The organism is Porphyrobacter sp. HT-58-2 (assembly GCF_002952215.1).
Classification (GTDB): domain Bacteria; phylum Pseudomonadota; class Alphaproteobacteria; order Sphingomonadales; family Sphingomonadaceae; genus Erythrobacter.
The window spans coordinates 3,237,951-3,258,671 of record NZ_CP022600.1 but is presented as its reverse complement, the minus strand read 5'-3'; the positions used below and the strand labels follow the sequence as shown (position 1 = coordinate 3,258,671).

The window sequence follows — 20,721 nt, the reverse complement described above, 5'->3', positions numbered from 1 at the left end:
GGCTTGCCCGTGCGCCCGATATCTGCCGATGGCCCAACGGGCCGATGGTGTGACAGGTAATGCGAAAGGATCAAACCGTGTCCTGCGATGTTTTGCGCAAATTAGGGCTTCGCTCCGGGATTGCCAGTGCGATCCTTGCAGCCTTGGCGCTGGGGCTGACTGCCCCGGCCGCCGCGCAGTTCCAGTCCGAGGGTTACAAGTTCCTCGAAGCGGTCAAGGATCGCAAGGGGGACGAGGCGACCGACATGCTCAACAAGCCGGGCAATCAGCTGATCAACAGCCGCGACATCACCAGTGGGGATACGGGCCTGCATATCGCCGTCGCACGCGACGATGCGCTGTGGGTGCGGTTCCTGCTGCAGCGCGGGGCCGATCCCAACATCCGCAACAAGCGCGGCATCACGCCCTTGCAGCTGGCCACCCAGCGCGGCTTCATCGAAGGGGTCGAGGAGCTGATCAAGCGGGGCGCCAGCATCAATGTCTCCGACCAGACGGGCGAAACGCCGCTGATCGCGGCTGTCCATGCCCGCAATGTCGGGCTGGTGCGCCTGCTGCTCGACAAGGGCGGCGATCCTGACCGCAACGACAATTCCGGCCGCTCGGCCCGCGATTACATGGAGCTGATGAGCGGCAATTCGCTGATGAAGCAGGAATTCATCAACGCCGACAAGAAACGCGCCGAAGCGGGAACCAAGAAAGATTACGGGCCTTCCTTCTGACATGACCATGACCACAACCGATTTCGCTGACCTGACGCTGGACGAACTGCGCGTCGCGCTGGCCCCCGATATTGCCGCCTCGGCGATTTTCGATGGCTGGAACGAGACGGCGCTGATTGCCGCTGCCGAAATGGCGGGCTGCGATGTCGATGTGGCAAGGCTTGCCTTTCCGGGGGCAAGGCCGATGGACATGATCGAAGCGTGGATCACCTCGGTCGATCAGGCGATGGAGGCCGAATGGCCCGCCGAACGTCTCGCCAGCCTGAAGATCCGCGAACGCATCCGCACGCTGGTCGCCTTCCGGCTGGAAGCGGTCGCGCATATCGACGAAGCGGTGCGCCGCGCGCTGGCGGTGATGGCCCAGCCGCAGAATGTGCGCCGCGCGCTGAAGCTGGGCTGGCGCTCGGCGGACATCATGTGGCGGCTCGCGGGCGACACCGCGACCGATTACAACCACTACACCAAGCGCGCGATTCTGGCTGGCATCTACTCGGCGACGCTGGCGGTGTTCGTCAACGACGATTCGGAAGGCAAGGCCGATACCCACGCCTTCCTCGAACGCCGCATCGACGGGGTGATGAAGTTCGAGAAGGTCAAGGCGCAGTTCCTGAACAAGGACCGCGAACTGCCGAGCCTGACGCGCTTCCTCGGCCGGCTGCGCTATCCGGCGCGGTAACCCCGCCTCAAGCAGCGAAGCGGTAGGCAACGAAAACACATCCGAGCCGTGGATTAACCGCGGGGCGATGATGCGCCTCGGGCTAACCTTGCCTATTGTCTCGGACAGATTCGCGGCGCATTCTGGATGCCGGGGTTAAGTAATTGACGGGAAGGGTTATTCGATGGCGGGTTCGCTCAACAAGGTCATGCTGATTGGCAATCTGGGCAAGGACCCCGAAGTGCGGACCTTCCAGAACGGCGGCAAGGTCTGCAATTTCTCGATCGCGACCTCGGAAACCTGGAAGGATCGCAATACCGGCGAACGGCAGGAAAAGACCGAATGGCACAATGTCGCGATCTTCAACGAAGGTCTGGCGGGCGTGGCCGAACGCTATCTGAAGAAGGGCAGCAAGGTCTATATCGAAGGCCAGCTCCAGACCCGCAAGTGGACCGACCAGAACGGGCAGGATCGTTACACCACCGAAGTGGTGCTGCGCGGGCCCAACTCGGTGATGACCATGCTTGACGGCGCACCCGGCGGCGGCGGCGGCGGCGGCGGCGGCGGCGGTGGCCGGTCGGGCGGTTATGGCGGCGGCGGTGGCGGCGGCTGGGATCAGGGCGGCGGCAGCAGCGGCGGCTCTGGCAGTGGCGGGTTCGGCGGCGGCCCCTCTGGCGGTGGCGGTGGCGGCGGCTACGACGATCTTGACGACGATATTCCGTTTTGACACAAGCATTTGTTTGACGGTTAAGCTGGCCCCCGTCGGGCTTTCCGGCGGGAGACAGGCGATGCTGGCGCGATTTTCGGTTCTTGCTCTCGCGCTGGGTTCGCCCGCGCTTGCCGTTCCGCCGCCGCCGCCTCCGGCCATTGATGTCGTTCCGGGCGCAACCCCGCGCGACCCGCACGTGCTGACCTGGCAGGCGTCAGGCGTCACCTGCGGCAAGGGTGTCCGCATCGCGCCCGCACGATTTGTCGCGCCCGATCCGCAGCCACTGGTCACGCGGCTGGCCAATGCCCCCGACGAGGTCACAATCCGCTTCGCGATCGACGCCGATGGCCGCGCCTTCGGCATGACGGCGGTGGTCGAGCCGAGGTCGCGAATGCTGCTGCGCGATTTCATGCCTTCGCTGCGTGCCAGCCGCTTTGCTGTCGCCGCACCGCAAACCGACTGCACCATCCGTTACACCGCGCAGACGCAGAGCATCGCCGAGGCACCTCTGGAAACGCTCGCCGCGCTCGGCGTTGCCCAGCGCCTGCGATTGGGCAAACCGGTGTGGGAGCGGATGTCGCCCGGCGATTGCCGCGACAAGCCTCGGCTGGCACCCTTGACGCGCAGCTATCCCGATTTCCGCAAGCTGACCCGCCGCGAAGGCGATCGTCACTGGACCTATGTCACCTATGACATCGACAGTGACGGGGTGCCGGTCAACCTCGCCACGCCGTTCACCACGGGTGATGCCGCGCTGGATGCAGAGGCGCGTGCGGCGGTGGCGGCAGGGCGCTATGCCGGCGGACCACGCACCGGCTGCCTGCAGGCATGGTGGTCGGGGGCAGAGACGATTCCCGCCCCGCCGATCCCGCCCAAGGAAGATACCAAGGGCAATCCGGCCTGCGAGATCAAGGACCAGTGGGACCGGGAGCCGCGCCTTGTCTTCCCGCCCAGCTACCAGCGGCGCGCGATCGAAGGCTGGGCGATCCTGCGCTATGATGTGGCGCCCTGGGGCGAGATCGGGGCGATCGAAGTGCTGGACGCGCAACCGAGCAGCGAATTCGGCGAGGCGGCCGTCAACGTGATCAGGAACGCGCGCTTCAAACCGCTCGAAACCGGGCTCAAGGGCTGCATTGACCGTGTGATCTTTCGCCTCCGTTCGAAGGAGAGCGGGGAGGACGAGCCAGGCACGGCGGATCCGGCCTAGGCCGTTTCAGACTGGGGTCAGGTTCGGATCAGACCGCCCTTAGCCCCCCTTCAGCCTCCCTTCGACCCCTGTTTGACTATGGCTTGCGAGGGGGTTTCACGTGAAACAGCGGCGGGGCGATGGCCTCAATCCCGCTTCAACCCCGCAAGCAGCGCCGCGAGCGGGCCGTCCTGTTCGCCCTCCTGCACGATCCCCGCAGCCTTGCGCGCGGCATCGGCGTTCGGCCCTTCGGCATAGGGGTCGATCGCAAGTCCGAGCGTCTGCGCCACGGCCTCGCCGAGGTCGAACATCTCCCCGGAAAACTCGATCTCGTCGCAATCGTCAGCTTCGAGCTCCAACTCCTCATCCTCTGAGGCAATATGCTGTTGTTCCTCGATAAACCTGAGGTCTACCGGCTCGTCGATCGTCACCGGGAAGTCTTCGCCCGAAACCGCGCAGGGCTGCATGATCTGCGCGCTGAGGCGTCCGGTGGCGCGGATCGCGCGGGGTTTCTGTTCAAGCTCGATTGCGGCCCGCAGGCTGGCGATCGCGCCCAGCCCGAATCGTGCGGCCAGTGCGGCGCGCTCGGCCTCGCTCGCCTCGATGATGACCGGCCCGGCGGGCAGCGGGCGGGTCTTGACCATCCGGGTGAGTTCGGAAGGGGGAAGGGGGCTGCTGGTCACCAGATCGCGCTCGCTTTCAGCATTTCCGCGTCGGAAAAGCGGCCCAACCGCTCGAACAGCTTGAGCAATCGCTCAGCCACTGCGCTCGCGCTGGCGGCCTCGTCTGCGCCCTCGGCAAAAGTGACATTGCGCGAGACCGCAACGGTCAGCTTGTCGAGATCGCCTGTGTTGAGCGCGCTGCGATAGGCGCCGAGCCTTCCGCCCAGCACGCTCATCAGCTTGCCGATACGCTTGCCCACAACCACGTCATTGACGCCGAATTCCCTGAGTTGCCCGTCCATGTCCTCGACGAACAGCTCCGCCAGCAACGCACTTTCTGCCCGCATTTCAGAGGCTTCGATGCGCACCATCACCGCGCTCAGCACGGCGGTGATCATGTCGAACCGGCCCGCGATCGAATCCGCCACGCCGCACTGGGTGTAGTAATCCCGGTCACGGGCAAGCTCGATCACCCGGTGCCACAGCGGGCGCACCGCCTCACGCGGATCAGGGGCGGTGCCGAGCAGGCGGGAGAGGAAGGACATGGCGTGCAAACCCTTTTGCGCGTGTTGCAGAATAGCTGTGTTCATCATGGGCTGGAAGCCCCGCCCTCGATACGCCAACGCACGAAGCCCGGATGCGTTCAAGCGCGGTTCAACCCGCCTCGCCCACCGGTTTGGCACATGGTGCGTTGCAAGCTTGCGACTAGCCCCTTAAAGCACCACGCCCAAGGGACAAGAGCGCGGCTGCGCGCACCATAGGACGGGACGGACACGGTTTGGCGCAAATGACGAAGGCAGGCGTGAAAAATTCCGGCTCGAACAGGTTGCGCGCGGCAGTGCTGGTTGCGGCTGTGACAGTGCTGCTGCCCGGCTGCTCGGCGATCCGCGAATCGCGGGGCTATATCGTCGATCCGGTGCTGACCGACGCGATCCAGCCGCGCATTGACAACCAGCAATCGGTCGAAGGCACGCTCGGCCGGCCGACCTTCACCAGCCAGTTCGGGAAGCCGACCTGGTATTACGTCTCGAGCATCACCGGACAGCGCCCTTTCAACCGGCCGCGAATCCGCGTTCACAACGTCCTTGCGGTGCAGTTCGACGAGAACGGGCGCGTTGTCGATGTCAGCCGCAGCGGGATCGAAAAGGTCGTGTTCCTCGATCCCAACGGCAACAAGACCCCGACCCTCGGGCGTGAGCGCGGCTTCCTTGAAGACCTGTTCGGCAATATCGGCCAGGTTGGCGGTGGCGGCTTGCCGGGCGGGGCGCCGGGCGGTGGTCCGAACGGGCAGTAAGGCTGCTTGAACCTGCCGGTCTGCGCGCCATATTGACGCGCATGACACACGATCCTTCGGCCCATGGGCTCATTCAGTGGCACGGTACCACGATCATCGGCGTCAGGCGCGGCGGCAAGACCGTTATCGCTGGCGACGGGCAGGTGTCGATGGGCAATACCGTGATGAAGCCCAATGCCCGCAAGGTTCGCCGCATTGGCGATGGCAGTGTCATCGCGGGCTTTGCCGGGGCGACGGCGGACGCTTTCACCCTGTTCGAACGGCTGGAAAAGAAGCTTGAACAATATTCCGGGCAGCTGATGCGCGCCAGTGTGGAACTGGCCAAGGACTGGCGCACCGACAAGTATCTGCGCAATCTCGAAGCGCTGATGATCGTTGCCGACAAGGACACGCTGCTGGTGCTGACCGGCAATGGCGATGTGCTGGAACCGATTGGCGAAATTGCTGCGATCGGATCAGGCGGCAATTTCGCCCTCGCCGCCGCCCGCGCGCTGGCCGATTACGAGGCCGACGCCGAAACCATCGCGCGCAAAGCGATGGCTGTTGCGGCCGACATCTGCGTCTTCACCAACGGCAATCTGACTGTCGAGACGGTCTGATCTTCTCCCCTTCTCCCCGGACACAGCATGGACAACCTCACTCCCAAGGCGATTGTCGCCGCACTCGACGAACACATCATCGGCCAGCAGGACGCCAAGCGCGCAGTGGCTGTGGCGCTGCGCAATCGCTGGCGGCGCCAGCGGCTGGGCGCAGATCTGCGCGATGAGGTCAGCCCCAAGAACATCCTGATGATCGGGCCGACCGGTTGCGGGAAGACCGAGATCAGTCGGCGTCTGGCGAAGCTCGCCGAAGCCCCCTTCATCAAGGTTGAAGCGACCAAGTTCACCGAAGTCGGCTATGTCGGGCGCGATGTCGAACAGATCGCGCGTGATCTGGTTGAGGAGTCGATCCGGCTGGAGAAGGAACGTCGCCGCGAGGCCGTGCGCGAGGCTGCCTCGCAGGCGGCGATGGACCGGCTGCTCAATGCACTGGTAGGTGAAAACGCGTCAGAAGCGACTCGCGAAAGCTTTCGCCAGCGCATCGTCCAGAACGCGATGAATGATGTCGAGGTCGAGATCGAGGTAAGGGATACGCCAGCCACGCCTTTCGACATGGGCAATATGGGCGGGCAGATCGGGATGATCGACCTCTCCGACATGATGGGCAAGGCGCTGGGCCGCAAACCCACCCGCCGCCAGAAGCTTCGGGTGCCGGATGCCTGGGACAAGCTGGTGGACGAGGAGGCTGACAAGCGCCTCGATCAGGACGATGTCGCGCGCGCAGCGCTCCAGAACGCCGAGACCAACGGGATCGTGTTCCTCGACGAGATCGACAAGATCGCGGTCAGCGATGTGCGCGGCGGCAGCGTCAGCCGTGAAGGCGTGCAGCGTGACCTGCTCCCGTTGATCGAAGGCACCACGGTCGCCACCAAATACGGCCCGATGAAAACCGACCACGTGCTGTTCATCGCCAGCGGCGCGTTCCATGTCGCCAAGCCTTCGGACATGCTCCCCGAATTGCAGGGCCGCCTGCCGATCCGGGTCGAGCTGCGCGCCCTGACCGAAGGCGATTTCGTGCGGATCCTGTCCGAAACCCGCGCCAATCTGGTGGCCCAGTACAAAGCACTGCTGGGGACGGAGCAGGTGACGCTGGACTTCACCGATGATGCGATCCCCGCCATTGCGTCCATCGCTGCGCAGGTCAACGCGACGGTCGAGAATATCGGCGCGCGGCGGCTGCAAACGGTGATGGAGCGGCTGCTGGAAGAGATCAGCTTCGAGGCCGAGGATCACACGGGCGAAACGATCACCATCGATGCCGCCTATGTCAAACAGCGGCTCGCCGGTCTGGCGGGCAACAGCGACCTGTCCAAGTACATCCTGTGAGCGCGTCCGGCCCGGTCAGCGATCTGTCGGCGATGCTGTCTGGCATGGCGCCGGTGCTGGATGCACGGGCGTGGAATTTCGAGGTCGGAGAGGGCGATCCTCCTGCCGATGCCTTCGCGCTGATCCGCGAGGATGAAGGCCTGACAGTCATTCGTCCCGCCGAGGGCGGCGGCTTTGCGCGCATCACTTTGATGGTGCATTCCGCGCTGGAGGGTGTGGGGCTGACCGCGGCGGTCGCGGGCGCGCTTGCCGAGGGGGCGATTGCCTGCAATGTCGTGGCGGGCTTCCACCACGATCATCTGTTCGTGCCGTGGGACCGGCGTGACGAGGCGCTGGTCATTCTCCAGCGCCTCGCGCTTTAGCTGCGCAGACCCCCCGCCCCGCCTCCCCACCCGGCCACCAAGAGTACCACTATCCTGTGGTGGCCGGGTGGGGAGGCAGGGCGGGGGGGTCTGTGATCCGCGTCAGCGGATCACTCGGACAAAAGGTGCTTCTTCCAGAACACCAGCTGCGACAGGAAGGCATAGTCCGAATTGGCCTTCTTGGCGAAGCCGTGGCCTTCATCGGCGGCGACGAGATGCCATGCCTCACCCCCGTTTGCGCGGATCGCGGCGACCATCTGGTCGGCTTCTGACTTTGGCACGCGCGGATCGTTGGCACCGGTGATGACGAACATCGGCTTTTCGATTTCGGCCACACGGGTGAGCGGGCTGATTTCGGTCAGCTTGGCGCGCTGCACCGGATCGCGTTCGTCGCCGTATTCGACCCGGCGCAGATCCTGCCGGTAAGGATTGGTGTTTTCGAGGAAGCTGACGAAATTGCTGATCGCCACGGTGCACTGGGTCGCCGCGATCTTGGCTTTCAACTGCACTGCGGCAGCATAGCACATATAGCCGCCGTATGACCCGCCGGTGAGGCCGACCTTATCAGCATCAACCGCAGGATCGGCGCGCACCGCATCCACCAGCGCCTCCATGTCGCGCACCGAATCCTCGCGCTTGAACGGGCCGTTGTCGAGGCTGACAAAGGTCTTGCCGAACCCGGTCGAGCCGCGGACGTTGGGGTAGAAAACGCCGATGCCCAGCTCATTGAGGTAGTAGTTGTTGCGCCCGATGAAGCCCGCCGTGCTCTGCCCCTCAGGGCCGCCGTGGACGGACACGATCAGCGGGCGCTTGCCCGGAAATTTCGCGGGATCGGGCAGATAGAGCAGGCCGGTGACCTCCAGCCCGTCAAAGCTTTTGGTAGTCACGATGCGCGGTTCGACATTTACCTCGGTATCGAGCCCGCCGGTCTCGCTGCGGGTCCAGCGGGTTAGCTTCATGGTCTTCGGGTCGAGCGACCACACGTCGGCGGCGCTTTTGGCGCTGGAGAAGGAAAAGCCGATTTCGCCCCATGGCGCGATTTCCAGACCGCCGATCTGGCCTGCGGGCAGAACATCGACCTTTGTCACCTTGCCGCTGGCGACATCGAGGATGCGCATCCTGTCAGACCCTGCCTCGTTGACTTCGTAGACGATGGTCTTGCCGTCGGCCGAGATGTCGAAGCCATTGACGTCCCATGCCTCGCGCGAGACGGGGGTAAAGCTGCCGGTGGCCGGATCGAGCCGTCCGAGCTGCTTGAAGTCCGAGCCTGCATCGCTCGTCACCCACAGCGTGCCATCGGGGGCGACCTTCAGTCCGCTGTAGGAAATCTCGGCCGCCGGATCGCCGATCGGCGTCATCGCGCCGGTTGCCAGATCGAGGCGATAGACATCGACATCCTGCACCGAATTGTAATCGACCACATAGGCAGTCTTCTTGTCGGGCGCGAAGGCGGTCAGCGCCCAGCCGCCGCCCTTGCTTTCATGCACCATCCGGGTTGATGAGGGATCGCGCGGGTTCATGACATAGAGATCGGAATCCACCCCGTTGCGGCGGGTCGAACTGAAGCCGATCAGTTCCCCGTCGGTGCTCCAGGCGTTGATCTGATTACGGCTCTGTCCGTCGGTCAGCAGGGTGAGGCGCCCGTCTTTCAGGGTGTGGAGCTGGAAATACTCATCCCCGCCGCGATCCTTGCTGACGACGATCACATCGCCCTTGATCGGCGCAAAGGAGCCGCGCACCGGCTCGGCCTCGAAGCTGATCTGGGTGCGAGCGCCCATCGGCGTCTCGACCCGGTGCAACTGGTTGACGTTGGCAAAGCGGGTGGAAATCAGCACGGCGCGGGCGTTCGGGTCCCAGCCTGCAAAACCGGCACCGCGTGCTTCCAGATAGGGACGCACGTCTTCGGCCAGCGCCAGCGGGACGTTGGGCATATCCTCGGCAGTCAGCGCGGCCGGGATCGGGACAGCAGGCGTGGGCGCGGCGCTGTCTTGCGCGGCGATCGGCGCTGTAATCGTGGTGGCAAGCAGCAGGGCAAGCAAACGGGCATGACGCATGTCAGGGGTCTCTCTTCAACATTTTGTCCCGCAGCGCGCGGGGGAAGGCAAAGAGAGGTAGCGAGCGCCCGGCGGCGCGGCAATCCTGCCGTTATTCGGCGGCCTCGGTGGCAGCGGGATCATCGGCGCCCTGTTCGTTCGCCTGCCGCGCCCACATTTCGGCATAGAGCCCGCCGCGCCGCAGCAGCCCGGCATGATCGCCGCTTTCCACCAGCCGCCCGTGATCGAGCACGAGGATGTTGTCGGAATCGGCGATGGTCGAAAGCCGGTGAGCGATGGCGATGGTGGTGCGTCCTTCCTCCAGTCGCTTCAAGGTTCCGAGAATTTCCTGTTCGGTGCGCGTATCCAGCGCGCTGGTCGCCTCGTCCAGCAGCAGGATCGGCGGGTTCTTCACCAGCGTGCGGGCGATAGCGACACGCTGCTTTTCTCCGCCTGAAAGCTTGAGTCCGCGTTCGCCTACCATCGTGGCATAGCGTTCGGGGAGGCGTTCGATCAGCGGGGTCAGCGCCGCATCGCGCGCGGCCTGCTCGATCATGGCCTCGTCGGCATTTTCTGCCCCGTAAGCGATGTTATAGGCCAGGCTTTCGTTGAACAGCACCGAATCCTGCGGGACGATGCCGATGGCGGCGCGTACGCTGTCCTGCGTGACCTTGGCGATGTCCTCGCCTCCGACCAGCACGCGGCCTGCTTGCGGATCGTAAAAGCGGAACAGCAGCCGCCCGATCGTGCTTTTGCCCGCCCCCGAAGGCCCGACGATCGCGGTGGTGGAACCGGCAGGCACCTCGAACGATAGGCCGTTGAGGATCGTGCGCCCCGGATCATAGCCGAAGGTCACGTTGTCGAACACGACCGTCGGCGTGCGCACGATCAGCGCGGGCGCGCCGGGTGCGTCCTTTACTTCGATATCGGTGTCGATCAGGCGGAACATCTCGGCCATGTCGATCAGGCCCTGCCGGATCGTGCGATAGACCCAGCCCAGCACATCGAGCGGACGGAACAGCTGGATCAGCAGGGAGTTCACCAGCACCAGGTCGCCGACCGTCATCGCCCCGGTGCTCCAGCCCCACACCGTATAGGCCATCGCCGCCCCCACCAGCGCATTGGTTATGACCGATTGCGTCATATTGAGCAGGCCGACTGAATTTTCTGACCTGATCGCGGCCTCGGCGTAGGCGCGGGCGGCCTGCGCGTAGCGGGCCTCCTCGCGCTTTTCGGCGCCGAAATATTTCACCGTCTCGTAGTTCAGCAGCGAATCGACCGCGCGGTGCAGCGCCTTGCCGTCGAGATCGTTCATCTCGCGCCGCAGCTTGGTGCGCCACTCGGTGATCGCGCGGGTCACCCAGACATAGGCGACCACGGTAACGGCTGTGGCCGCGACCAGCTCTATCCCGAAATTGATGTAGAAGATAACCCCGACCGCGATCAGCTCGACGATGGTCGGCGCGATGTTGAACAGGAGGAAGTAGAGCATCTGGTCGATGCTCTTGGTGCCGCGCTCGATGATCTTGGTGACCTCGCCGGTGCGCCGGGCAAGGTGGAAACGCAGCGACAGGCGGTGGAGCCGGTGGAACACGTCCTCGGCCAGATGCAGGGTGGCGACCTGACCGACGCGCTCGAAGGCGATATTGCGCAGGTTGTCGAATGCGACAGAAGTGAAGCGGCCCAGCGCATAGGCTGCGACCAGCGCCAGCGCGACCATAAGTCCTTCGTCGACCTGTTCGGCCTTGGCACCCGACATCGCATCGACCGCGCCCTTGTAGGCGAAGGGCAGGGCGAGGGTCACGCCCTTGGCCGCCAGCACCAGTCCCATTGCCAGCGCGATGCGCAGGCGCAGGGCCGGATCATCCTTGGGCCAGAGATAGGGCAGGAACCGCTTGAGCGTCGGCCAGCTTTCGACGTCGCGCGCGCGAGTCTTCTTATTGGCAGCGGCGGGATCGGCGGGGGCTGTGGCTTCTGGCGGCATCTCGCCTTGTCATGTGGGCGCAGCCGACGCCAACCGCAAGGCGGTGTCGCCTAGAAGGAGAGCCGGTAGTTCCCCATCTGCCGCGCATGACGAAGTGCGCGGGCGACATCGCTTGGCAGGTCGAACATGATTCGCTGGCGACTGAAATCGATCGCCACCCGGTCAAACAGGGCAAGGTGCTGCATGCCGACCGAGATTACCGGTTCGTCGGCAAGGCCCAGCGCAGCAAAGGCTGGGGTATCGGCAAAGGTCAGCGGGACATCGCTCATCGTCAGTCCCTCGATCGAAAGGGAGCGCACCACGGCAAGTTCGCCGACCAGATCGACACCATTGACGTCTCTGGTGATCACATCCTCCGCGCGCTTGGCGCGAATTCGCTCGCGCAAGGCGGTATTGCCCAGGCTCGCCTGCGCGCCGGTGTCGATGATCACCGTTGCGCGGACGCCTTCCACTAGAGCATCGGTGATGAGCAATTGGCCCAGCCTCTGATGCGCGCGCACCACGATCTCGAACCCGCTGCGGCCTTTTCTCGTATCCGTATCCTCAAGCGCGATGGTCTGCTTGCGGAAATCGATCAGCACCCGGAAGTCCTGCAGCGCGTCGAGCCCGATGATGCCGTCCGCGCCAACATGTTCGCGGGCAAGCACGGGGGCGGAGAAATTGGTGAAGCTGTTGGTACCGAACTCGAGGCGGCGGACATCAACCAGCTCGACCTCGCGGCGGCTGGCCATGCCGACCAGAACTGCCTTGCCGGCTGAAGGCAGGCGAGCGATGGTGCGGATCTCATGGGTCACCGCAGTAGCCTGACTGCCGGTGTCGATCATGAAGGCGAACGGACCGACACCTTCGACCATAACTGGCAGGGTAAGGCGGTTGTGGCGTTCCTGGTCAAGCGACAGGGTTTCTGCCGCTGGATTGACCAGTCCGGCAGCGCCTGCTGCTTGATCGGGCGGAGGCACGGGGCTCTCTGCGGCGGCGGGCAGTGCAGCCCACAAAGCGAGAAGCGGAACGATCGGTCGCGCAAGCATTGTTCTCTCCCATGCGGCGGAACCCGTGTCGGTTCGTCCACGATAGCGATCCTACCACTGGAGAAGGCAGTTCCCAACACCAAGCCGCTGTGTGTGGAATCGGGAATCGCGGAAAGCCTGCGCGTGAATCGCACCAGCAAGGGCCAAATGCGCGTCTGACGGAGGGTAAAGAGAGGCTGGAGAGCGCTTCAGAGCCGTGATTCACCCAGATTCGCCGGGCTAATGGCACGATCCAGGCGGCCAAAATGGGCTTCGAACAGCCAAAATGTAGGACAAAAAATGGCGAAAATCTGCCGTTTTTTGAGGCTCGTGAAATAAAATTGCAAAAAGCCGTTGACCGAATCAGGAAGCGCTCATAGATGGGCTCCACCGACGCGGCGCTGACGGCTTCCACCGCCACCGCAACGCTCGGTCGCCAACAAATTCGGATAGCCGGTCCCCCGGTGTAAATCGGGGAACCAAGCGCTGTCCGCCATTTCTGTCTGGCGGCTCTTTGACATCGTTGGTTTTTGATGAAGGGACATGTGGGCGACGGCGCCCGGTCCGGGGACCTCAAGGCTCCGGTAACCGGTTAACTCAAGCCGATCGCCACATCCGATCGCAGGCTCCACGCCTGCCCGGATGGCAAGCATGTTCATTCGTATCCATTACGTTTGACAGTGCAGGTATCGGCTCCTTGCAGCTCATGCCAGTCTGGCGGATGGGGTTTTCCCCATGCCTGATTGGTGTGTGACACAACTTGAGAGTTTGATCCTGGCTCAGAACGAACGCTGGCGGCATGCCTAACACATGCAAGTCGAACGAGACCTTCGGGTCTAGTGGCGCACGGGTGCGTAACGCGTGGGAACCTGCCCTTAGGTTCGGAATAACTCAGAGAAATTTGAGCTAATACCGGATAATGTCTTCGGACCAAAGATTTATCGCCTTTGGATGGGCCCGCGTTGGATTAGCTAGTTGGTGGGGTAAAGGCCTACCAAGGCGACGATCCATAGCTGGTCTGAGAGGATGATCAGCCACACTGGGACTGAGACACGGCCCAGACTCCTACGGGAGGCAGCAGTGGGGAATATTGGACAATGGGCGAAAGCCTGATCCAGCAATGCCGCGTGAGTGATGAAGGCCTTAGGGTTGTAAAGCTCTTTTACCAGGGATGATAATGACAGTACCTGGAGAATAAGCTCCGGCTAACTCCGTGCCAGCAGCCGCGGTAATACGGAGGGAGCTAGCGTTGTTCGGAATTACTGGGCGTAAAGCGCACGTAGGCGGCTTTTTAAGTCAGGGGTGAAATCCCGGGGCTCAACCTCGGAACTGCCCTTGAAACTGGGAAGCTAGAATCTTGGAGAGGCGAGTGGAATTCCGAGTGTAGAGGTGAAATTCGTAGATATTCGGAAGAACACCAGTGGCGAAGGCGACTCGCTGGACAAGTATTGACGCTGAGGTGCGAAAGCGTGGGGAGCAAACAGGATTAGATACCCTGGTAGTCCACGCCGTAAACGATGATAACTAGCTGTCCGGGTTCATAGAACTTGGGTGGCGCAGCTAACGCATTAAGTTATCCGCCTGGGGAGTACGGTCGCAAGATTAAAACTCAAAGGAATTGACGGGGGCCTGCACAAGCGGTGGAGCATGTGGTTTAATTCGAAGCAACGCGCAGAACCTTACCAGCCTTTGACATCCTAGGACGACTTCTGGAGACAGATTTCTTCCCTTCGGGGACCTAGTGACAGGTGCTGCATGGCTGTCGTCAGCTCGTGTCGTGAGATGTTGGGTTAAGTCCCGCAACGAGCGCAACCCTCGTCCTTAGTTGCCATCATTAAGTTGGGCACTTTAAGGAAACTGCCGGTGATAAGCCGGAGGAAGGTGGGGATGACGTCAAGTCCTCATGGCCCTTACAGGCTGGGCTACACACGTGCTACAATGGCATCTACAGTGGGCAGCTATTCCGCAAGGATGCGCTAATCTCCAAAAGATGTCTCAGTTCGGATTGTCCTCTGCAACTCGAGGGCATGAAGGCGGAATCGCTAGTAATCGCGGATCAGCATGCCGCGGTGAATACGTTCCCAGGCCTTGTACACACCGCCCGTCACACCATGGGAGTTGGATTCACCCGAAGGCAGTGCGCTAACCGCAAGGAGGCAGCTGACCACGGTGGGTTCAGCGACTGGGGTGAAGTCGTAACAAGGTAGCCGTAGGGGAACCTGCGGCTGGATCACCTCCTTTCTAAGGATACTTGCGAAAGCGCCGATGCCAGCCATCGGAAGTGCTTCGCGGTCTTCCAAAGAACATTGCCGTCGTCCTCATGTCCTTTCATCAATCGGAATACAGCGCGCCCCAAGGTTACTTGGCGTTGCGCTGTGTGCCTGAGCCGGCTCACGCCCATGCGGCAGCCTGTTCCTTCGGGAATGGCAGCCGGATACGGTGGTGTGGGCCTGTAGCTCAGTTGGTTAGAGCGCACCCCTGATAAGGGTGAGGTCAGAGGTTCAAATCCTCTCAGGCCCACCATTACCTCAAGGGGCCTTAGCTCAGCTGGGAGAGCACCTGCTTTGCAAGCAGGGGGTCATCGGTTCGATCCCGATAGGCTCCACCAGGTACATCACATTCCGATAGATGAAACGAAACCAGATCCTGCTTCGGCAGGTCAGGCGATCGTGCTGATTAGTCAGCGTCGCCGATCTTTGACATTGTGAATGGGTTTTTAAATCGATGCCGTGGCGCATGGATTGTAACGGACAGGGTTCGCCTTGTGGCGACGATCGTGCATCACAAATCAATCAAATTGATTATCTGGCTGAGATAATTCTCCCACCATCTTCAAGCGCTCAGGCTTTTATGCAGGCCTGACGTTGATGGTGTGGATTCTCAAGCGTGAGGTAAGAGCATTTGGTGGATGCCTTGGCATGTACAGGCGATGAAGGACGTGGCACGCTGCGATAAGCGTCGGGGAGTTGTGAGCAAACTTTGATCCGGCGATTTCCGAATGGGGAAACCCACCTTCACCATTTCTTCCAGTTGGCTTTCGGGCTGCCTGGGCGAGGTGGATAAGGTATCACCGAGCTGAATATATAGGCTTGGTGAAGCGAACCCGGGGAACTGAAACATCTCAGTACCCGGAGGAAAAGACATCAACAGAGATTCCCGTAGTAGTGGCGAGCGAACCGGGACCAGGCCAGTGCCTTCATTTCAACTAGCAGAACACTCTGGAAAGTGTGACCACAGCGGGTGACAGTCCCGTATGCGAAAGTGATGATGAAGGACTTGAGTAGGGCGGGACACGTGAAATCCTGTCTGAACATAGGGGGACCACCCTCTAAGCCTAAATACTCGTACATGACCGATAGCGAACACAGTACCGTGAGGGAAAGGTGAAAAGCACCCCGATTAGGGGAGTGAAACAGTACCTGAAACCGAATGCTTACAAGCAGTTGGAGCTCCATAGGGAGTGACAGCGTACCTCTTGCATAATGGGTCAGTGACTTAATCTAGCATGCGAGCTTAAGCCGTTAGGTGTAGGCGAAGCGAAAGCGAGTCTGAATAGGGCGACTGAGTATGTTGGATTAGACCCGAAACCCGGCGATCTAGGCATGAGCAGATTGAAGGTGCGGTAACACGCACTGGAGGATCGAACCGTTGCATGTTGAAAAATGCTCGGATGACTTGTGTTTAGGGGTGAAAGGCCAATCAAGCCGGGAAATAGCTGGTTCTCCGCGAAATCTATTGAGGTAGAGCGTCAGATGTATGCCGATGGGGGTAGAGCACTGGATGGGCTAGGGCTGCGCGAGCGGTACCAAACCTAACCAAACTCCGAATACCATCGAGTCTTGTCTGGCAGACAGACGGCGGGTGCTAAGGTCCGTCGTCAAAAGGGAAACAGCCCTAACCTACAGCTAAGGTCCCCAAGTCGTATCTAAGTGGGAAAGCATGTGGGAATCCCAAAACAACCAGGAGGTTGGCTTAGAAGCAGCCATCCTTTAAAGAAAGCGTAACAGCTCACTGGTCTAAATAAGGGTTCCTGCGGCGAAGATGTAACGGGGCTAAAGATACGCACCGAAGCTTAGGGTTGCAGTTTACTGCAGCGGTAGCGGAGCGTTCCGTAAGCGAGCGAAGGAGGAGGGTAACCGACTCTGGACGTATCGGAAGTGCGAATGCTGACATGAGTAGCGACAAACAGGGTGAGATACCCTGTCGCCGAAAGACCAAGGGTTCCTACGCAATGCTAATCAGCGTAGGGTGAGCCGGCCCCTAAGACGAGCCCGAAGGGGGTAGTCGATGGGAACCACGTTAATATTCGTGGGCCTGGTGGTGTGTGACGGATCTCGTAAATTGTCCTTCCTTATTGGATTGGTTGGGCAGTGAAGAGGTTCCAGGAAATAGCCCCACCGTATAGACCGTACCCGAAACCGACACAGGTGGTCAGGTAGAGTATACCAAGGCGCTTGAGAGAAGTATCCTGAAGGAACTCGGCAAATTGCCTCCGTACCTTCGGAAGAAGGAGGCCCCATCTTAAGGCAACTTTTGGTGGGGGGCACAGGCCAGGGGGTAGCGACTGTTTATCAAAAACACAGGACTCTGCTAAGTCGGCTTCAAGACGACGTATAGGGTCTGACGCCTGCCCGGTGCTGGAAGGTTAAGAGGAGGAGTGCAAGCTCCGAATTGAAGCCCCAGTAAACGGCGGCCGTAACTATAACGGTCCTAAGGTAGCGAAATTCCTTGTCGGGTAAGTTCCGACCTGCACGAATGGCGTAACGACTTCCCCACTGTCTCCAGGATATGCTCAGCGAAATTGAATTCTCCGTGAAGATGCGGAGTACCCGCGGTTAGACGGAAAGACCCCGTGCACCTTTACTGCAGCTTCAGAGTGGCATTAGGAAAGAGTTGTGTAGCATAGGTGGGAGGCTTTGAAGCACCGGCGCCAGCTGGTGTGGAGCCATAGGTGAAATACCACCCTGCTGTTTTCTGATGTCTAACCACGCACCGTTATCCGGTGTTGGGACCCTCTGTGGCGGGTAGTTTGACTGGGGCGGTCGCCTCCTAAAGAGTAACGGAGGCGCGCGATGGTAGGCTCAGGACGGTTGGAAACCGTCTGTTAGAGTGCAATGGCATAAGCCTGCCTGACTGCGAGACTGACGAGTCGAGCAGAGACGAAAGTCGGTCATAGTGATCCGGTGGTCCCTCGTGGAAGGGCCATCGCTCAACGGATAAAAGGTACGCCGGGGATAACAGGCTGATGATTCCCAAGAGCTCATATCGACGGAATCGTTTGGCACCTCGATGTCGGCTCATCACATCCTGGGGCTGGAGCAGGTCCCAAGGGTTTGGCTGTTCGCCAATTAAAGTGGTACGTGAGCTGGGTTCAGAACGTCGCGAGACAGTTTGGTCCCTATCTGCCGTGGGCGTCGATACTTGAAAGGAGTTGCCCCTAGTACGAGAGGACCGGGGTGAACGTACCTCTGGTGTACCTGTCATTCTGCCAAGAGTGCCGCAGGGTAGCTATGTACGGACGGGATAACCGCTGAAAGCATCTAAGCGGGAAGCCTCCCTTGAGATTAGGTATCTTTGAACCGTGATAGACCATCACGTTGATAGGCCGGGTGTGGAAGTGCAGTAATGTATGGAGCTAACCGGTCCTAATAGTTCATATCGCGCTTGAGAGTCTGCACTATCAACGTCAGCCCTGCCTCGTGCAGAGCGCGTTGGTGGAGAGTGTCTCCAGCCAGATACGCCCTTTACCACTCACCCAAAGTGAGTGTGCATCGATTTAAGACCCGCATCCACTGGTCCCATTGCTTGGTGGCCATAGCGTCTGTGACCCACCCGATCCCATCTCGAACTCGGCCGTGAAACCAGACAGCGCCGATGGTACTAACGCTCAAGCGTTGGAAGAGTAGGTCGTCGCCAGGCATTGCGACCAGTGGGAGCGGGTTTGACCCATTCACAAGTCAACAGGGCTGACCCGCAAGGGCGGCCCTTTTGGCGTCTATGGTGCCTATGGCACTGCAGGCGCGCTTCCTTATCCTAACGGTGAGGAAGCAGGCCAACCGGCTCCGCAGGAGTCGCAAGGCCGACTGGCCGCCCGCAGCGACGCGACCGCAGGTCGTGAGAGCGAGGATCGCCAGAGAAAAACGGTATCGCGGGATGGAGCAGCCCGGTAGCTCGTCAGGCTCATAACCTGAAGGTCGTTGGTTCAAATCCAACTCCCGCAACCACCGTTTGAAACCCGGAACAACACCGCAAGATCACGCCCGCAGCCCTGCTGCCGGGCGCAATCGACGTTTGCGCTCTCTCGGCCCGGCCAGCGTTGAATGGGCAGCCAACGTGCGTCGGATTTGCAGTCAGCAAGCTATGGGATATCGGCTCAAGCACGCGGGCCCGCGCTGACCAAAGCGCGGCTTGGTTCGCTCACGCGGCAAAATGAGGAACGCTCACCGATGACCCACCCTTCGATCCTAGCGCTCGCGCGGATGGCAGCGAAAGGCAGTTTGGAAGTCGAGCACCTCCTGCAAGCAGCAACGCATCCTGACCTGCCCCCCGTTGGTCCCGCGTTCATAACGAGAGTCCGCCGTTTTGATATTCGTGCTCGCCCGCCGGCACAAGCGCGCCGGGTGTGATGCTTCCATCTTGCAGGAACGCCCGGCGCGCTTGTGCCGGCGTTCGGTTCCCCAGGGATGAGTGCGGCCTGACGTTGTTGTAATCGTAGCGCCAGACCGCCAGCTTGCGCCGGGCATCGGCGAGGCTGTCGAAGAGCTCCTCATTGAGCAGCTCGTCGCGCAGCGACCCGTTGAACGATTCAATGAACGCATTCTGCTGCGGCTTGCCCGGATCGATGTAGTGCCACTCGACCCGGTTCTCGCTCGCCCACTTCAGGATCGCCCGGCTCGTAAACTCCGTCCCGTTATCGCTGACGATGCAAGCCGGTTTGCCATAGAGCCGCACCAGCGTGTCGAGTTCACGTGCGACCCGAGCGCCCGAGATGCTGGTGTCCCCCAGCAGGCACAGGTTCTCCCGGCAGGCGTCATCGTTGATGGCCAGGATACGCAGCCTGCGGGAAGCGCCGAAGGTGTCTGCCACAAAGTCCATCGACCAGCGATCGTTCGGCCGCAGCGGCACTGGCATCGGCGTCCGACTGCCGCGTACCCGTTTGCGACCGCGCCGTCGCCGCACCGACAAGCCTTCTTCGCGATAGAGTCTGTAGAGCTTCTTGTGGTTCATCACATGCCCCTTGCGTTCGAGCATGACGCCCACACGCCGGTATCCAAACCGACGGCGCTGAGCGGCGATCTCGCGCATCTCCTCGCGGATCTCGGCATGGTCAGGCGGACGTTCTCGCCTGACCGTCTTGGGGTCGACGCCAACCAGCCCGCAGGCCCGGCGCTGTGAGATCTGGTGTAATCTCGCATCACGCCGAGCGCTACGTCCCGTCGCTGGCCTGACGTCGTCAGACTTTTCCCAAGAGGTCCTTGAGGATCGCATTGTCCAACACACTTTCGGCCAGCAGCCGCTTGAGCTTGCTGTTCTCCTCCTCGAGCAGTCGCAGACGCCGCGCCTCCGATACCTCCAAACCGCCATACTTGGCCTTCAGCTTGTAGAAGGTGGCAGGGCTCAATCCATGCTTCCGGCAAACCTCGGCAGTCGGCAGCCCAGCCTCCTGCTCCTTGATCATGCCGATGATCTGCTCCTCGGTAAAACGACTCTTCCTCATTCATCTGCTCCTTCGATCAGGGCAGACTCTACATCAAATCGAGGGAGCCAGCGGGGGGCAGGTCACCCCCACTTGCTCCCCTTTGTCCTCGGCCTCCTCGAGGCGCTGAAAACTGATGAGGCACTGGCTACGGTCGTGCGAATTGCAGCGAGTGACGAAATTGCCGGTCGGGCTGACCCTCAGCAGACAGGAGCGATCGTCAATGCCCTCAACCTTGCTGCGATGAATAGCCCGACCGGTGGCCCGACCGAACCGGACCGCGTGGTTGGCCGGGATTTTCTGCATGCAGCATCGGCGCGCCCGGCGAGCGAAGATCAGTGGGCTTCCCTGCTGTGCGCCCTAAGGTTCTTCGGCGACGAGACTTCGCTAGGATTGATTTCGGCCTGTCCGCCTTTGCCGCCCCATTGGGAGCCTGTGCGTAAGAGCGCTGTCCGGGCCATCAGAAAGGCCATGAAGCGTCCCGACTAA

14 protein-coding genes, 3 tRNA genes, 3 rRNA genes and 1 pseudogene are annotated in these 20,721 nt (G+C 61.4%); 15 read left to right on the top strand and 6 right to left on the bottom strand.

The window, feature by feature from the left end; translation table 11 throughout:
• The first annotated feature begins 77 nt into the window (after positions 1-77).
• The 4 genes from CHX26_RS15405 to CHX26_RS15390 all read left to right on the top strand — a co-directional run bounded on the left by CHX26_RS15405 (position 78) and on the right by CHX26_RS15390 (position 3,290).
• On the top strand, positions 78-719 hold the full coding sequence (locus CHX26_RS15405; RefSeq protein ID WP_233997201.1) for an ankyrin repeat domain-containing protein: 642 nt from the start codon (positions 78-80) through the stop codon (positions 717-719).
• A gap of 1 nt (position 720) precedes the next feature.
• On the top strand, positions 721-1,395 hold the full coding sequence (locus CHX26_RS15400; protein WP_104943129.1) for a COQ9 family protein: 675 nt from the start codon (positions 721-723) through the stop codon (positions 1,393-1,395).
• A gap of 163 nt (positions 1,396-1,558) precedes the next feature.
• Complete coding sequence (gene ssb, locus CHX26_RS15395; protein WP_104943128.1) at positions 1,559-2,101, top strand: single-stranded DNA-binding protein; 543 nt, start codon at positions 1,559-1,561, stop codon at positions 2,099-2,101.
• Positions 2,102-2,162: 61 nt separating this feature from the next.
• Positions 2,163-3,290: an energy transducer TonB gene (locus CHX26_RS15390; protein WP_104943127.1), complete on the top strand. Its 1,128-nt coding sequence runs from the start codon at positions 2,163-2,165 to the stop codon at positions 3,288-3,290.
• Positions 3,291-3,415: 125 nt separating this feature from the next.
• Here the strand turns inward: CHX26_RS15390 and CHX26_RS15385 are convergent, their stop codons facing one another.
• Both CHX26_RS15385 and CHX26_RS15380 read right to left on the bottom strand, forming a co-directional pair.
• The gene (locus tag CHX26_RS15385; RefSeq protein WP_104943486.1) at positions 3,416-3,913 is read right to left on the bottom strand and encodes a YceD family protein; all 498 of its coding nucleotides are present in this window, start codon (positions 3,911-3,913) and stop codon (positions 3,416-3,418) included.
• Between the two features lie 35 nt (positions 3,914-3,948).
• Positions 3,949-4,476, bottom strand: a complete 528-nt coding sequence (locus tag CHX26_RS15380) for a ubiquinol-cytochrome C chaperone family protein (RefSeq protein WP_104943126.1) — start codon at positions 4,474-4,476, stop codon at positions 3,949-3,951.
• Positions 4,477-4,718: 242 nt separating this feature from the next.
• Between CHX26_RS15380 and CHX26_RS15375 the strand changes: the two genes are divergently transcribed.
• Genes CHX26_RS15375 through CHX26_RS15360 form a run of 4 tightly spaced genes read left to right on the top strand, consistent with a single transcriptional unit; the run spans position 4,719 to position 7,512 of the window.
• A complete protein-coding gene (locus CHX26_RS15375; protein ID WP_104943125.1) occupies positions 4,719-5,225 on the top strand; it encodes an outer membrane protein assembly factor BamE in 507 nt (168 codons plus the stop codon).
• 41 nt (positions 5,226-5,266) lie between these two features.
• Positions 5,267-5,824, top strand: a complete 558-nt coding sequence (hslV, locus tag CHX26_RS15370; RefSeq protein ID WP_104943124.1) for an ATP-dependent protease subunit HslV — start codon at positions 5,267-5,269, stop codon at positions 5,822-5,824.
• Between the two features lie 27 nt (positions 5,825-5,851).
• Entirely contained in the window at positions 5,852-7,150 is a 1,299-nt protein-coding gene (gene hslU, locus CHX26_RS15365; RefSeq protein WP_104943123.1) for an ATP-dependent protease ATPase subunit HslU, read from the top strand.
• Positions 7,147-7,512, top strand: a complete 366-nt coding sequence (locus CHX26_RS15360) for an ACT domain-containing protein (RefSeq protein ID WP_233997198.1) — start codon at positions 7,147-7,149, stop codon at positions 7,510-7,512. Before hslU ends, CHX26_RS15360 begins: the two co-directional genes overlap by 4 nt.
• A 110-nt stretch (positions 7,513-7,622) precedes the next feature.
• Here CHX26_RS15360 and CHX26_RS15355 read toward each other — a convergent pair whose 3' ends face one another.
• From CHX26_RS15355 to CHX26_RS15345, 3 genes are all read right to left on the bottom strand, one after another.
• Positions 7,623-9,566 carry a S9 family peptidase gene (locus tag CHX26_RS15355; protein WP_104943122.1) on the bottom strand — a complete coding sequence of 648 codons (1,944 nt, stop codon included), beginning with the start codon at positions 9,564-9,566 and terminating at the stop codon, positions 7,623-7,625.
• 91 nt (positions 9,567-9,657) lie between these two features.
• Entirely contained in the window at positions 9,658-11,529 is a 1,872-nt protein-coding gene (locus CHX26_RS15350) for an ABCB family ABC transporter ATP-binding protein/permease (RefSeq protein WP_104943121.1), read from the bottom strand.
• A gap of 50 nt (positions 11,530-11,579) precedes the next feature.
• Positions 11,580-12,557: a retroviral-like aspartic protease family protein gene (locus CHX26_RS15345; protein WP_104943120.1), complete on the bottom strand. Its 978-nt coding sequence runs from the start codon at positions 12,555-12,557 to the stop codon at positions 11,580-11,582.
• A gap of 735 nt (positions 12,558-13,292) precedes the next feature.
• Here CHX26_RS15345 and CHX26_RS15340 point away from each other — a divergent pair.
• From CHX26_RS15340 to CHX26_RS15315, 6 genes are all read left to right on the top strand, one after another.
• Positions 13,293-14,777: ribosomal RNA gene (locus CHX26_RS15340) — 16S ribosomal RNA — on the top strand.
• Between the two features lie 205 nt (positions 14,778-14,982).
• Positions 14,983-15,059, top strand: a tRNA-Ile gene (locus CHX26_RS15335).
• Positions 15,060-15,068: 9 nt separating this feature from the next.
• Positions 15,069-15,144 (top strand) — tRNA-Ala (locus tag CHX26_RS15330).
• 273 nt (positions 15,145-15,417) lie between these two features.
• Positions 15,418-18,205, top strand: a 23S ribosomal RNA gene (locus CHX26_RS15325).
• 135 nt (positions 18,206-18,340) lie between these two features.
• Positions 18,341-18,455: ribosomal RNA gene (rrf, locus tag CHX26_RS15320) — 5S ribosomal RNA — on the top strand.
• Together the 16S, 23S and 5S rRNA genes with 3 tRNA genes alongside form the textbook arrangement of a ribosomal RNA operon.
• Positions 18,456-18,683: 228 nt before the next feature.
• Positions 18,684-18,760, top strand: a tRNA-Met gene (locus CHX26_RS15315).
• A gap of 337 nt (positions 18,761-19,097) precedes the next feature.
• Here CHX26_RS15315 and CHX26_RS15310 read toward each other — a convergent pair.
• Positions 19,098-20,253: pseudogene (locus CHX26_RS15310) on the bottom strand (IS3 family transposase).
• A 72-nt stretch (positions 20,254-20,325) separates the two neighbouring features.
• Here CHX26_RS15310 and CHX26_RS15780 point away from each other — a divergent pair.
• Positions 20,326-20,721 (top strand): hypothetical protein, encoded by a 396-nt coding sequence (locus CHX26_RS15780; RefSeq protein ID WP_146107755.1) that lies wholly within the window; start codon positions 20,326-20,328, stop codon positions 20,719-20,721.